The organism is Tolypothrix sp. VBCCA 56010 (assembly GCF_050875635.1).
In the GTDB taxonomy this organism is placed as follows: Bacteria; Cyanobacteriota; Cyanobacteriia; order Cyanobacteriales; family Nostocaceae; genus Hassallia.
In genome coordinates this window covers 60,079-74,364 of record NZ_JBPAOH010000022.1, presented here as the reverse complement: position 1 = coordinate 74,364, position 14,286 = coordinate 60,079, and the positions used below count along the sequence as shown (strand labels likewise).

Sequence of the window (14,286 nt, the reverse complement as noted above, 5' to 3'; positions counted from 1 at the left end):
TCGATGTTATAGCATAACGGGTCGATGTTATAGCATAACGGGTCGATGTTATAGCATAACGGGTCGATGTTATAGCATAACGGGTCGATGTTATAGCATAACGGGTCGATGTTATAGCATAACGAGGTATTGTCAAATTTAAGAAAGCGATCGCATTAATCAAATGCTCAACCGTGGTCTGAATGTTGAGAAAAATTTGCCTCTCGCAATACTGTAGTATATATGTATCGTCGGTTCTTGTGGAAAACTGCCACTAGAGGTAATGGGGAAAGTTCGGTGCAAATCCGGCACTGTCCCGCAGCTGTAAGCAAGAATTTTCTTGTAAGTCAGAATGCCCGCCGACAAATAGGTAAGTTCCAACTCATCTACGAGGTATAGATGAAAACTCAACATGCTTTGTTTGTTTGTACCACTTGCTCAAGTGTCTGGAAAGATGGAAAGCGAGTTGGCGAAAGTGGCGGTGATAAATTATTCAAGCAATTGCAAGAACTGCACGCCTGTTGGGAATTGCATCAAGAATTCCCGATTCAGCCTGTAGAATGCATGAGTGCTTGCAATCGCGCATGTGCTATTTGCTTTGTAGCAAATGGTAAATACACTTATTTATTTGGTGATGTCTCGCCAGATTTATCAACTTCAGAAATTGCGAATGTGCTGGAGTGTGCGAGTAAGTATTACAATCATTCTGAGGGATTGTTGCCTTGGGCAGAAAGACCGGAACCACTGAAAAAAGGAGTTTTGGCAAGAATTCCTTCTCTAAAAGCTGACCAAGCCCCTTTGGGGCAGGGTGTAAGGGTGTAGGGTGTAGGGTGTGGGGAGAGGAAAAAAGGGTGGGGTGTAGGGTTCGAGTAATGAGGTTACGATTTTATAAAACGGCGTGAGTGTCTTTCTTTATGGCTACACCACACCCTACACCCCTCTTATTGACCTTCTGCCATCTTTAAAAGCGCGATACTCGCTCTTGAGTCGCTTTGCGATCGCATATTTCTTCAGTTCCCCGACTTCCTTAGGACTTACGCAAAATACCTCTGTAACTCTTATTTCTTCTCCTTACGGAGACGCTGCGCGAACGTGTACTTCGTCTCTTCTCCTTCTCCTTCTCCTTCTCCTTCTCCTTCGGAGACGCTACGCGAACGGAGACGCTACGCGAACGGAGACGCTACGCGAACGGAGACGCTACGCGAACGGAGACGCTACGCGAACGGAGACGCTACGCGAACGGAGACGCTTCGCGAACGTGGTTCGTTTTTCCGTGACTTGTGCGTAAGTCCTGTTCCTAAAAGTTGTCGGGGTTCTTGTATACTTCACAAAATTTTAACTTGCGTATCGGTCTAAAAATTTTTCTTGCTCGTCTGCATTGAGGAGAGTAGTCTAATTTTAAACACACAATTGTGCTTATGCGTCTCACCTCTCTTGATGTTTTTCGCGGCATTACCATTGCTGGTATGATTCTTGTGAATATGGCAAGCATCGCCGAACCGAATGTTTATCCGGCTTTACTTCATGCTGATTGGCACGGTTGCACGCCAACTGATTTAGTGTTTCCCTTCTTTCTCTTCATAATCGGTGTAGCGATGACTTTTTCGCTATCCAAGTACACCGAAGAGAAGAAACCCACATCAACTGTATATTGGCGTATTTTGCGCCGCGCCGCCATTCTTTTTGCCTTAGGATTGCTGCTGAATGTATTTTGGAATAAGGGCGTTGGGACTTTCGATTTCAGTAGTATCCGCATCATGGGAGTATTACAACGCATCAGCCTTGCTTATTTATTTGCGTCCTTGGCAGTCTTAAATATACCGCGTAAACAATTATGGATACTTGCAGGAGTGTTGCTTATCGGTTATTGGCTGGCGATGATGTATGTGCCTGTTCCCGGTTTTGGTGCGGGAGTGCTAACGCGAGAAGGTAATTTTGCAGCTTATATCGATCGCTTGATTATTCCCTCTTCACATCTATATAAAGGTGATGGCTTCAACTTCATGGGAGATCCAGAAGGGCTTTTTAGTACGATTCCCGCGATCGTTAGCGTTTTTGCTGGCTACTTCACCGGTCAGTGGATACGCAATCAGCCAGTCAAATCACGCACAAGTGTAGGTTTAGTATTATTTGGTATTGGTTGCTTAATTATCGGTTGGGCATGGGGTTTGACATTCCCAATTAATAAGAAGTTGTGGACGAGTTCTTATGTAGTTTTTACTACTGGTTGGGCGTTAATATTGCTAGCTGCTTGTTATGAACTTATTGAAGTGCGACGAATACGACGTTGGAGTAAAGGATTTGAAGTCTTGGGGTTAAATGCGATCGCTATTTTCGTTGCTTCTGTGTTACTAATTAAAATCTTGGTGAAAACCAACATCGGCAGCGGTGAAAAAGCTCCTAACACCTTCGATTGGATTTACAATAATCTTTTCGTACCTTGGGCAGGTGCTTTTAATGGTTCATTATTATTTGCCATTGTCACCGTGTTACTTTGGTTAGCTGTAGCTTACGGGATGTATCGCCAACGCTGGTTTATCAAAGTTTAAATGCTGGATCGTTAATATTTTGCACCATTTTCAATTAGCATCCAAACCCGCCTGCGATTCAAATCGCTGGCTAGCGATCGTCAACATTAGTGATAATAAAGAGATATTTACCTTTTCTTTTTGGATACAACATCGTAGGAAATCTTAGATCATGCAGAACAAATTTATTTATTGGTGGCAAAAGTGCTTGCGTTTTATCGTGGTACGTCTTGTAATACTCCCGAAGAAAGTGGCTGCTATCGTCGCAGCAGTGGTGACGATATTAATGTTAGGCATTTTGGGAAGCCCTACTCCGATGAGTTATGCAATTACAATTTCTCAAGCTTCTGTTGTAGTAAATCCCAGCAAGTATATCCAGGATAAACAGACAACATTAGAAGCAAAAGTACCAAATATAAATGTGTATCGCAGTCCCGACTGTAGCTGTTGTGGTGGGTGGATTGACCACTTAAAGACACACGGTTTTTCAGTCCAAAACTTTCCTACACCTGATATCGAGGCAGTCAAACAAAGGTACAAAGTGCCGGATAACCTAACATCTTGCCACACGGCAATTGTGAATGGATATGTAATCGAAGGACATGTTCCAGCAAACGACATTAAACGTCTGCTTCAAGAAAGACCAAATGTTTCCGGCTTATCTGTTCCCCAAATGCCCGTAGGTACTCCTGGGATGGAGATAGGAGATAAAAAAGATCCATTTACTGTGTTTTCTTTCGCTCCCAAGGACAAAATTATGGTATTCAATGATTATCCCTATTCAGCAAACTAATCCCCGTAATTTCTCCAGTTCGTGTCTGCAATTCCTCCAGGAGCAAGCTTTCCAGCTTTCGAGCGCCGTCTAACTCAGGTTAATAGTTAAAGTCCATTTTAATGGACTATTAGCCATAGGTTTTAACCTATGGCGGGATACCTATTTCCCTAAAATATTCAATATGGCGGGATATCTATTTCCCTAAAATATTCAATAATGCTTGTCGATAAATCTTGAGTCCTTCTGCGTTGAGATGATCGCCATCAGTTGTAAAATTATCTTTCAAAACATTATTTTCATACAACGGTGCTATACCTTCAGCCACAACTGGGACATTTTCTGAAGCTGCGACTTGATTAATCGCAGCGTTGATTTGTTCGACTTTAGGGAGTGGAGCTGCTAAACTTGGATCTTTGCTAGCGGCAACAGTTGAGTAAAAAGCGGGAATGAGAAAAATCTGTTTAGTTCCGGATGTTCTCACAAGTGCGATCGCTTCTTTCAACTTTTTGCTAAACTCTTCATCACTAAGTTGATACAAAGCATCATTTGCCCCAACAGCAATGATGGTTTTGTCACATTTAACCTTGGTAGGAGTTAAACGTTGCAGTTGTTGAACTAACGAGATTGAACTCAAACCATTAATTCCAAAATTAAAATTACCTTCCCCAAGAGTATTACCAATTTGAGCGGAAATAGAATCGCCAAACAAACAGCCGGAAAATTGCTTACCTTCGCTTGCGTATACTTGATATTGTAGTTCCAGTTGCCATAAAGGTGAAGAACTTAAATTATCTTTTGCTGTTGCATTATTAGAAGCAAAAAATAACTTTGATTTGCTGAGTAAGTCTAAAGTTGCTGGTACATCAATAACTAATCTATCACTGGGATAAGCTTCTAAAAAGCTGACTATACTTAAACCTTCTGGTGATTTTGCGCCGATAAGCAAAGCAGATCGTAGTGCTGGTACACCTGCTTGATCGCGTCGAGCGATCGCTTTTGAAGCTCCATATAAAAATAGTTTACCAATTTGTGAATCTATCAGCTTATTTAAAGCCACAATATCCAGAGACTTTTTCGCCTGAAGCGCTTGTTGTAACTGTGCTTGCTGTTTAGGTTTTAAATAACCCAAAAAAGATTGCAAATCAGACGATACTTTTTTGGTTTCCGCATACTTACGTAAATCTGCTACTGGAAGAGATTGATCGAATATTCCATATCTGACAACAATTTTCTCAGCTGCCAAACTGAAAGATGAACCGAGAAAACTATGAAAAGTTAAAAATATTAAGCAACCAGATAAACATAATATAAGACGATATAAATTTTTAATCATTGGTAATTGTTGGTTGATAGTTGATAGTTGATAATCAGTAGGGTGTGTTATGCCGTAGGCTAACGCACCTTGAATTCTTGACGGTGCGTTGCGCGACAACACACCCTACATTTAAATTTCTTAACTAACTCCTAACTCCTAACTCCTAACTCTTAACCATTTTCCCATTCATCAACATAAATAGACAAACTCAATTTGGGAATAATCAAGCAGTAGATATGGAGATGATATGGAAGAACGCGCATATTGGGTAGCTTGGTCGCAAATTTCGGGAATTGGTCCAGTATTGATACAACGGTTGCAACAGCATTTTGGCACGTTGGCTGCCGCTTGGAAAGCAGATTCTAAAGAATTGGGTTCAGTAGAGGGTTTTGGTTTGCAGACGCTGGAAAAGGTGATAAAACAACGTTCTCGCTTGCATCCCGAACAACTACTGATCAAGCACCAGCAAGAAAATCCTTATTTTTGGACACCAGCTGATGTAGATTATCCGCGTTTGCTGCTAGAAACACCTAGTCCACCGTCAATTTTGTATTATCGTGGTGAAGTGGACTTGTCAGAAAATCTCGGACAAAAGCCGCTGGTTTCGATTGTCGGGACGCGCAAACCTACAGAATATGGTATCCGTTGGACTCGTCAAATTAGCACGGCTTTGGCGAAAAATAATTTTACAGTTGTTTCTGGAATGGCAGAGGGAATTGACACTGAATGTCATTTTGCCGCGATGAAAGCTGGTGGACGCACTTTAGCAGTTTTGGGTACGGGTGTAGATGTCATCTATCCACAGAAAAATCGCGATTTGTACAAGCAGATTTTGACATCTGGGTTAGTGCTGAGTGAATACAGCGCGAAAACACCACCCGATCGCACTCATTTTCCCCGTCGCAATCGAATAATTGCCGGGTTGACTCGCGCTGTTTTGGTGATGGAAGCACCGATAAAATCTGGTGCTTTAATTACAGCGCGATACGCAAATGAATTTGGACGAGATGTTTATGCATTACCTGGTAGACTGGATGACCAGCCATCCCAAGGATGTTTAAAGTTACTTTATCATGGAGCAACGCCGATTCTCAGAGAACTTGATGAACTGTTAAAGATGTTGGGGGCAATACCACAACTTGATGTAATTGAAGCTTCACCAATACCGCAGGAGTTGCCTTTGCTAAATTTACCACGAGAACTGGAACAAGTTATGGAGGCTATTTCTTCGGAGTCTTTGCCTTTTGATTTTATTATCCAACAAACGGGGATGAATGCTGGCTCGGTTTCTAGTGCTTTGTTGCAGTTGGAACTTATGGGTTTGATTTCGCAGTTACCGGGAATGCGGTATCAACGGTGTTGATATGCATGGAGGAAGCACTCTCCGTGCTTACTACGAAAGAAAAATTTACATATTATCTTTGAGGGTAATATTGGGGATTGGTTATGGGGTATTGGTAGCTGCTGTTGGGTGAAGGATTTATGTATGGGGGTGGATAACTTCCTGTATTGTTGGGTAAAGGTGGCATGAGTGGGGGTTGATAACCGCTTGCGGGTGAAGTGTTGAGTGTGGGGTTGGTTTGAGGTGTGATGACTGGGGATTGATAACCGCTTACGGGTGGAGTGTTTCCTATAGGGTTGGGTGTAATCGCATTTTGGCTGAATTGTTGGTAAGCAATACCAGAAATTGCACTGATGAGTTTTTCGGCGCGAGCATCGTTATTCGGACGTTGTATCATGACAGCGGCGATGTAGCGCTTGCCAGTGGGCATATCAACTAAACCAGCATCCGCTAACATTGTACCAATATCGCCGGTTTTGTGAGCAATTGTTGCGCCGACTCCCAAACCAGAGGGTAATAATGTATCTTTCTCTGTACGGCGCATGATATCGAGCAAGCGATCGCGCGATTGCAAACTCACTAAATTACTTTGATTCACCATCATAAGTAAATTCCCCAATTCTTTCGGACTGGTGGTGTTTGTACCTTCTAAATCTGGAAGTTTGTTACGAATAACGGTGGTTGTCAAACCCCAACTGCGAAAACGCTGATTTAACGCTTCTATACCACCTAATTTGGCAATCAGCATATTTGTAGCGGTGTTATCGCTGATTGTAATCATTTTCGTGGCAACTTCCAGCGCGGTGAACTGAGTTCCCACAGGTTTATATTGCATATTTCCCGAACCACCTGCAACCATATCCTGTTGCATGGTTAGAGTTTCATCTAAGCGAATTTTGCCTGCATCTACATCTTGGAAAAATGCCACCAAAATCGGCACTTTAATTGTGCTAGCTGCGGGGAAACTTGCACCAGCGTTTACATCTACATAAGCACCACTATTCAAATCTACCAAGAAAACTCCTGGAGTCAAATTTGGACTTGCCAGTGCCAAATTCTGCACAGCATTTTTTAAGGAGGTGATTTCCTGAGATAAATATAAACCGCCACCAGCAACTTGAGAATTCTGGGTAGGTTGTGGTTGACTTTGCCCAACATTTTCACTATTCGATGCCGATGAAGTCGAGTTAATCCGAGTAGCAGGATCTAACACTGATAGCATTGTACCAACGATCGCACCAATACCAACTCCGACAATTAACAAGCGCATTGCATATAACAACGATCTTGCCATTGGCTTTAATTTAGTTTTGCGCGATCGCCTAACTGTTTTTGATACTACCTGCTTTCGTATCGGCTTTAAGTTTGCATCGGTGGGTTTAAAGGGTGGTATTGTTTTCTTGACAGCAGATGGCATAACTAAACCCGGTCGTGTCTTCGGCGCACCTGGAGGAGTAAGTGTAGTGCTGATTTTTTGGGGACGCGAACGCGGTTGGCTCTTTTTCTGTTTATTTTGTCCTACTGGTTGCACTTTACGCTCAACTTGGCGTCGGTTGCTGGGTTGACGCCGTGAGAAAGCGGTTAGTTTGTCACTTGATTCTGACACTGCTACTCCTTATGACCCACTCAAAAAAGTTTATTGCATCCCGATCCAAAACTTACTGAAATCATTTTTTACCACTAACCAGTAGCATTTTTGCGTTTAGTTTAAGTTATATTCATGATTTTGGGGAGATGATCCGTATATAGTAAACGATGACTTACAAGTTTTCACGATCGCGTAGCGCGTCCTGTTGCTCAACTGCACTCTTTTCAGTTGCCTCGTTGCTTTGCAACGAGGGAGGCATTTCTGAAAGAAATGCCTCAGCAACATACGGACGATCGCTCTGACTCCCTATTGCCCATTCTACCTGCCGCAAAATTCCCCGTAACATAGCTACTTCCTTAGTTTGCAGTCCAGCGCGATTGTAAAGTTGGCGAAATTTTTCCATCCGACTAGCTGCCGTATGCGGATAAATGTAACCAATTTGCAACAACAGCGATTCTAATTGTTGGTAATATGTTTCCACAACCTCAAAAGGTGCGAGTTCAGTTTTGTTTAAGCTTTGATTATTACTTTCTTTGACATTTTGTGTCAGTTCATAACAGCATATTCCCACAGCCATTGCCAGATTCAGCGATGGATAAATAGAATCGGTGGGAATGCGAATAAATCTCTGAGCGTAATTTAACTCTTCATTACTTAAGCCCCGGTCTTCCCTACCGAAAATCAACGCTGCTGATGTTTTTGGCTCCTGCAATAACCAGGGTAATGCATCGCGGGGATTTTCTAAAGGCGTTTCCCAATCGCGCACTCTCGCAGTTGTAGCGATCGCTTTCACACATCCTTGCAATGCTTCCGGCAAAGTTGCCACCGATACCGCAGATTCTAAAACATCGTCGGCATGAACTGCCATTTTTTTTGCTTCCATCCCCAAAAAGTCACATTGAGGATTAACCAATACTAAATGATGTAGCCCGAAATTTTTCATCACCCGTGCTACAGACCCCACATTCATTGGACCTGCTGGTTCTACCAACACAATTTTTAACCAGTCCAATTTGATTTCTTGCATCGCATTATCTGTGAATTGAAAAGCGCTTTTGGGAATACTAAAGCCGGAAGTCTCAAAACAGCATTATGACTAGCAGCCAAGTTAGCATTCCCGGATATTGCATCAACGAGCAACTTTATGACGGTTCAAGAACTTTAGTTTATCGCGCTGTGAGAGAAATTGACTCTCTACCTGTGGTGATAAAACTGCTGAAGAATCCTTATCCCAGTTTTACAGAATTGGTGCAGTTTCGCAATCAATACACCATCGCCAAAAATCTCAACGTACCTGGAATCATTAAAACTTACAGCTTGTCAGCGTACCAGAATGGCTATGCGTTGGTGATGGAAGACTTTGGTGGGATTTCCTTAAAAGATTATTTTGCCTCTGTAGAGACGCGACGCCAGACGCTACAACGGAGGGAACCTCACGCCAGTCGCCTCAAGTCGGGAAACCCGCCCACGGCGCTGGCTTTGCAACGCGCTGGCTCATATATCGCGTCTTTACAAGAGTTATTAGAAGTTGCGATCGCCCTGTGCGATACATTAGATATACTCATTCGCGATCGCATTATTCACAAAGATATTAAACCCGCGAATATTCTGATTAATCCCGATACCAAAGAAGTTAAATTAATTGACTTTAGTATTGCATCTTTATTGCCACGAGAAACTCAAATATTGATGAGTCCGAATGTATTGGAAGGAACACTTAACTATTTATCGCCAGAACAAACCGGAAGAATGAATCGCGGAATTGACTACCGCACAGATTTTTATTCTAGTGGTGTTACTTTTTACGAATTACTCACCGGACAATTACCGTTTAAATCGAATGATGCGATGGAATTGTTACATTGTCATATCGCCAAACTTCCGCCATTAGCACATGAGATTAATCCCAAAATTCCGCCTGTAATTTCATCCATTATCAGCATTCTTATGGCGAAAAATGCTGAAGATCGCTATCAAAGTGCATTTGGTTTGAAATATGATTTAAAAAATTGTTTGCATCAACTTCAAGAAAATGGTGTAATTGAAGATTTTCCACTGAGAGAGCGGGATGTGTGCGACAGATTTATTATCCCGGAAAAACTTTACGGTCGAGAAAACGAAGTTCAAATACTCCTAGAAGCCTTCGATCGCGTAGCCGGCACCTGTTGTTCCCAGCTTGAGACTAAAAACGAGGGACAGCGTGAGTTAATGTTAGTAGCAGGTTTTTCCGGGATTGGGAAAACAGCAATAGTCAATGAAGTTCATAAACCAATTGTCCGTCAACGCGGCTATTTTATCAAAGGCAAATTTGACCAATTTAATCGGAATATTCCTTTTTCTGCTTTTGTCCAAGCATTTCGAGATTTGATGGGACAATTGCTAAGTGAAAGTGATACTCAGCTATCAACTTGGAAAAACAAAATTTTACAAGCCGTGGGTGACAATGGGCAAGTCATTATTGAAGTAATTCCCGAACTGAAACAAATTATCGGTCAACAACCATCCGCAACAGAACTTTCTGGAACTGCGGCACAAAATCGCTTTAATTTATTATTTCAAAAGTTCATTCAGGTATTCACTACAAAAGAACATCCCTTAGTGATTTTCTTAGATGATTTGCAATGGGCAGATTCAGCATCTTTGAAATTGACGCAATTGCTGATGAGCTCAGAAAGTGGATATTTATTATTAATTGGCGCATATCGTGATAATGAAGTTTCGGCGGCACATCCGTTGATGTTGACGTTAGAAGAAATTAACAAAGTAAATGCGACAATTAACACGATTACGTTAGCACCGCTGAGTTTATCAAGTTTAAATCAATTAATTGCTGACACTCTTAGCTGTTCGGGAGAAATTGCCCAGCCATTAACGAAATTGGTATGCCAAAAGACAAAAGGCAATCCATTTTTTAGTACGCAATTTCTGAAAGCGCTGCATGTTCATAAGCTGATACAGTTTGATTTTGATGCGGTAAATTGGCAATGCGATATTGCGGCGGTGAAGGCGTTAGCGTGCGATGATGTAGTTGAGTTTATGGCGTTGCAGTTGCAGAAGTTGCCGGAAGTGACGCAGAATGTCTTGAAATTGGCAGCGTGCATTGGTAATCAATTTGACTTGGCAACATTGGCGATCGTGTCCGAACAATCGGAAACCGAAACCGCTGCAAACCTTTGGAAAGGTCTGCAAGAGGAATTAATTTTGCCTACTAGTGAAATTTACAAGTTTTATCAAGATGATGGTAATAGCAAAGAATCTACTCAATTATCAATTAGCAATCACCCGTTACCAAATTATAAATTTTTGCACGATCGCGTCCAGCAAGCTGCTTATTCCTTGATTCTGGAAGAACAAAGAAAGACAACTCATCTGAAAATCGGTCAACTACTGCTGAAGAATACGTCTCCAGAAAAACTCGAAACAGCTATTTTCGACATTGTAAATCAGTTGAATATTGGAATTGACACGCTTACTGAACCGTCACAAAAAACGGAATTAGCCAGACTCAATTTAATCGCTGGACGCAAAGCCAAAGCCGCAGCAGCTTACGAACCAACATTCAAGTATTTGCTTCTTGGATTAGCGCTTTTAGGGTCTGATTGGCTTGAGTATGATTTGGCACTGACACTGCATTCTTTAGCAGCAGAAGCAGCTTATCTAACTGGTAACTTTGAACAGATGGAAAAATTGGCTGATATTGTTTTACAACAAGCAAAAACGATTCTGGACAAAGTGAAAGTTTATGAAGTGAAAATGCAAGCTTGGATGGCGCAAGGCAAAATGATTGAAGCTGTCAAGCTAGGGTTACAAATACTGGAATTATTGGATATTAAGTTACCAGATTCCCCAACTTTCCTGGATATTCAGCAAGCTTTAGAAGAAACCGCTACATACATACAGGGAAAGAACATCTCCGACTTAATTAATTTGCCGTTGATGACCGATGCTCACAAACTGGCAGCAATGCGGATACTAGCAAACATGATAGCTCCATGTTCTGCGGTGATGCCAACACTGTTACCGCTGACGGTGTTATCTCAGGTCAAGTTATCGATTCAATATGGCAATGCTCCTTTCTCACCCTTTGCTTATGCGATGTACGGACAGATTTTGCAAGGCATTGTCCTGGACATTGAGACTGGTTATCAATTTGGCAAATTAGCCTTAAGACTGGTAGAACAGCTAAACGCTAATGAACTGAAAGCTAAATCATTCTTTATTGTCGGTTTCAGCACAAAACATATTAAGGAGCATCTGCGGCAAACGCTGCCTCTTTTTCAAGAAGCTTATACTAGCGGACTGGAAAATGGAGATTTAGAATTTGCTGCTTGGGCAGCAATGTACCAATGCAAATATTCTTATTTTCTCGGTCGGGAAATTACTTCTCTAGAAAAAGAAATAACAATTACCAGTTACGCTTTAACTCAATTTAAGCAAGTGGTAATTTTAAACTATCACGAAATCTTACAACAGGTAGTCTTAAATTTGCTGGGGAAAACAGACGAACCCTGCCGTTTAGTTGGTGAAGCGTACAACGAAGAAACAAAGCTACCGCATCTTTTGGCAGTTAACGATCGACCAGGACTGCACTTTTTGTATATGCACAAACTGATTCTCTGTTATCTATTTGGAGAATCTGCTCAAGCTTTAGTTAATGCAGAATGTGCCGTCAGGTATTTAGACGCGGTACGGGGGATGCTCTGCGATCCAATCTTGCATTTTTATGATTCTCTGGCACGGCTAGCAATTTATTTTGATTCTGAGAAAATTCAGCAGCAGGAGATATTAGCAAAAGTACAAGCGAATCAAGAAAAAATGCTACTCTGGGCACATCATGCTCCAATGAATTTTCAGCATAAATTTGATTTAATCGAAGCCGAAAAATATCGGATTTTAAAACAAAAAACTGAAGCGATGGAGATGTATGAAAGCGCGATCGCTCTTGCAAAACAAAACGGTTACATCCAAGAAGAAGCACTTAGCAATGAACTGGCAGCTAAATTCTACCTCGATTGGGGCAAACAAAAAATAGCTCAGACATACATGCAAGAAGCGTACTATTGTTACGCTCGTTGGGGGGCAAAAGCCAAAGTAGAAGACTTAGAAAAACGCTATCCCCAACTGCTTGTTGCTTTAAAGCAGAACCAACAACGCTTGCAACTAAACGAAACTCGTTCCAGCAATAAATCCTCATTTTTACATCAAACCATCCAAACAACCCGCTCTAGCAGCAGTATTTCTGAAGCTCTTGATTTCGCTAGCATTTTCAAAGCTTCACAAGTTTTATCGAGTGAAATTCAATTAGAACAATTGCTTTATACCTTAATGGAAGTGGTGATGGAAAATGCTGGAGCGAAAATGGGTGCTTTGCTCTTGCTGAAAAACGATACCCTCGTAGTTGAAGCCATAGCCAACATTAACGAGGGTGTCACCATTCTGTCTGTGCCAGTGGAAACTAGCGTTGCTGTTCCCCTGAGATTGGTGAACTATGTCAAACACACGTTAAAAACAATTGTGCTGGATGATGCTACAGCAGAAAATGATTTTATCGCTGATTCGTATTTGATGCAACAACAACCTAAAAGTGTGTTGTGTATGCCAATTTTAAATCAGGGTAAGTTAATCGGATTGTTGTATTTGGAAAATAAATTAACGATTGGTGCATTTACACGCGATCGCGTTGAAGTCATTCAACTATTATGCGCCCAAGCTGCCATCTCTTTAGAAAATGCCCGTCTTTACCAACAATCACAAAATTATGCTCAACAATTAGAGCAGTCATTGCACGATTTGCAACACGCTCAACTGCAAATGGTGCAAAATGAAAAAATGGCAACTTTGGGTAACTTAGTTGCAGGTGTTGCACACGAAATTAACAACCCAATTGGATTTATCAAAGGCAGTCTTAGCAACACAGAGCAATTTATCCAAGATTTACTTGCTCATGTGCAGTGCTACCAAGAACATTATCCCACCCCAGCGCTGCAAGTCATCGACCATGCGGAAGATATTGACCTAGAATTTCTCACGCAAGACCTACCAAAGCTGGTAAGCTCGATGAAGGTAGCAATTGAACGCATTAAAGACATCAGTACCAGCCTTCGCACTTTCTCCAGAGCCGATACTGCCGAAAAAGTCGCCTGCAACCTGCATGAAGGAATTGAGAGTACGCTGTTGATTTTGAAATATCGCCTCAAAGCGAACGAAAAACGTCCGGCGATTGAAGTCATCACCAACTACGGTAAATTACCGCCTGTTAAGTGCTTTTTAGGACAGCTTAATCAAGTATTTATGAACATTCTCGCTAATGCAATTGATGCTTTAGATACATCGATTGAAAAGCGAACATTTGCCGAAATACAAGCTAATCCTTTGCAAATAGACATTTGCACCGAAGTTACAAGCGAAAAGCACGCAGTAGTGATTCGTATCAAAGATAACGCTTTGGGAATGCCATCAGAAATTCAAGCGCGTATCTTTGACCATTTATTTACAACCAAAGAGGTTGGTAAAGGGACAGGATTAGGATTGGCGATCGCGCGTCAGATTGTCGAACAAACCCACAATGGTCAGTTAACTTGTAACTCTGTCCTTGGTCAGGGAACCGAATTTGTCATTCAAATTCCCTTTGCTTGAGACTTATCTTTAAGCGGGCGATGGGACTCGAACCCACGACGTTCACCTTGGGAGGGTGAGATTCTACCACTGAATTACACCCGCAAATCTTTTAGCCTTATTAAGACTAAAAGGCATTATACC

General features: G+C 41.7%; 8 protein-coding genes, 1 tRNA gene and 1 riboswitch. Of the genes, 5 read left to right on the top strand and 4 right to left on the bottom strand.

Going from position 1 to position 14,286, the window contains the following annotated elements; genetic code table 11:
• Window positions 1-214: 214 nt before the first annotated feature.
• Window positions 215-357, top strand: a riboswitch (cobalamin riboswitch).
• Between the two features lie 21 nt (window positions 358-378).
• The 3 genes from AABK37_RS10590 (at window position 379) to AABK37_RS10580 (ending at window position 3,300) form a co-directional block, all read left to right on the top strand.
• Window positions 379-801: a DUF1636 domain-containing protein gene (locus tag AABK37_RS10590; protein ID WP_432551529.1), complete on the top strand. Its 423-nt coding sequence runs from the start codon at window positions 379-381 to the stop codon at window positions 799-801.
• Between the two features lie 596 nt (window positions 802-1,397).
• Entirely contained in the window at window positions 1,398-2,528 is a 1,131-nt protein-coding gene (locus AABK37_RS10585; protein ID WP_432551528.1) for an acyltransferase family protein, read from the top strand.
• A gap of 151 nt (window positions 2,529-2,679) precedes the next feature.
• The gene (locus AABK37_RS10580; RefSeq protein WP_432551527.1) at window positions 2,680-3,300 is read left to right on the top strand and encodes a DUF411 domain-containing protein; all 621 of its coding nucleotides are present in this window, start codon (window positions 2,680-2,682) and stop codon (window positions 3,298-3,300) included.
• Window positions 3,301-3,475: 175 nt separating this feature from the next.
• Here AABK37_RS10580 and AABK37_RS10575 read toward each other — a convergent pair whose 3' ends face one another.
• On the bottom strand, window positions 3,476-4,717 hold the full coding sequence (locus AABK37_RS10575; protein ID WP_432551526.1) for an alpha/beta hydrolase: 1,242 nt from the start codon (window positions 4,715-4,717) through the stop codon (window positions 3,476-3,478).
• Window positions 4,718-4,844: 127 nt separating this feature from the next.
• On the opposite strand from AABK37_RS10575, the gene dprA reads away from it, so the two are divergent.
• Window positions 4,845-5,960: a DNA-processing protein DprA gene (gene dprA, locus AABK37_RS10570; protein ID WP_432551525.1), complete on the top strand. Its 1,116-nt coding sequence runs from the start codon at window positions 4,845-4,847 to the stop codon at window positions 5,958-5,960.
• A gap of 52 nt (window positions 5,961-6,012) precedes the next feature.
• Here the strand turns inward: dprA and AABK37_RS10565 are convergent, their stop codons facing one another.
• Window positions 6,013-7,545 (bottom strand): serine hydrolase, encoded by a 1,533-nt coding sequence (locus AABK37_RS10565; protein WP_432551524.1) that lies wholly within the window; start codon window positions 7,543-7,545, stop codon window positions 6,013-6,015.
• A gap of 154 nt (window positions 7,546-7,699) precedes the next feature.
• Window positions 7,700-8,554 (bottom strand): RNA methyltransferase, encoded by an 855-nt coding sequence (locus AABK37_RS10560; RefSeq protein ID WP_432551523.1) that lies wholly within the window; start codon window positions 8,552-8,554, stop codon window positions 7,700-7,702.
• Window positions 8,555-8,619: 65 nt separating this feature from the next.
• Between AABK37_RS10560 and AABK37_RS10555 the strand changes: the two genes are divergently transcribed.
• Window positions 8,620-14,163 (top strand): ATP-binding sensor histidine kinase, encoded by a 5,544-nt coding sequence (locus AABK37_RS10555; protein ID WP_432551522.1) that lies wholly within the window; start codon window positions 8,620-8,622, stop codon window positions 14,161-14,163.
• A 12-nt stretch (window positions 14,164-14,175) separates the two neighbouring features.
• Here the strand turns inward: AABK37_RS10555 and AABK37_RS10550 are convergent.
• Window positions 14,176-14,247: transfer RNA gene (locus tag AABK37_RS10550), tRNA-Gly, on the bottom strand.
• Between the last annotated feature and the right edge of the window lie 39 nt (window positions 14,248-14,286).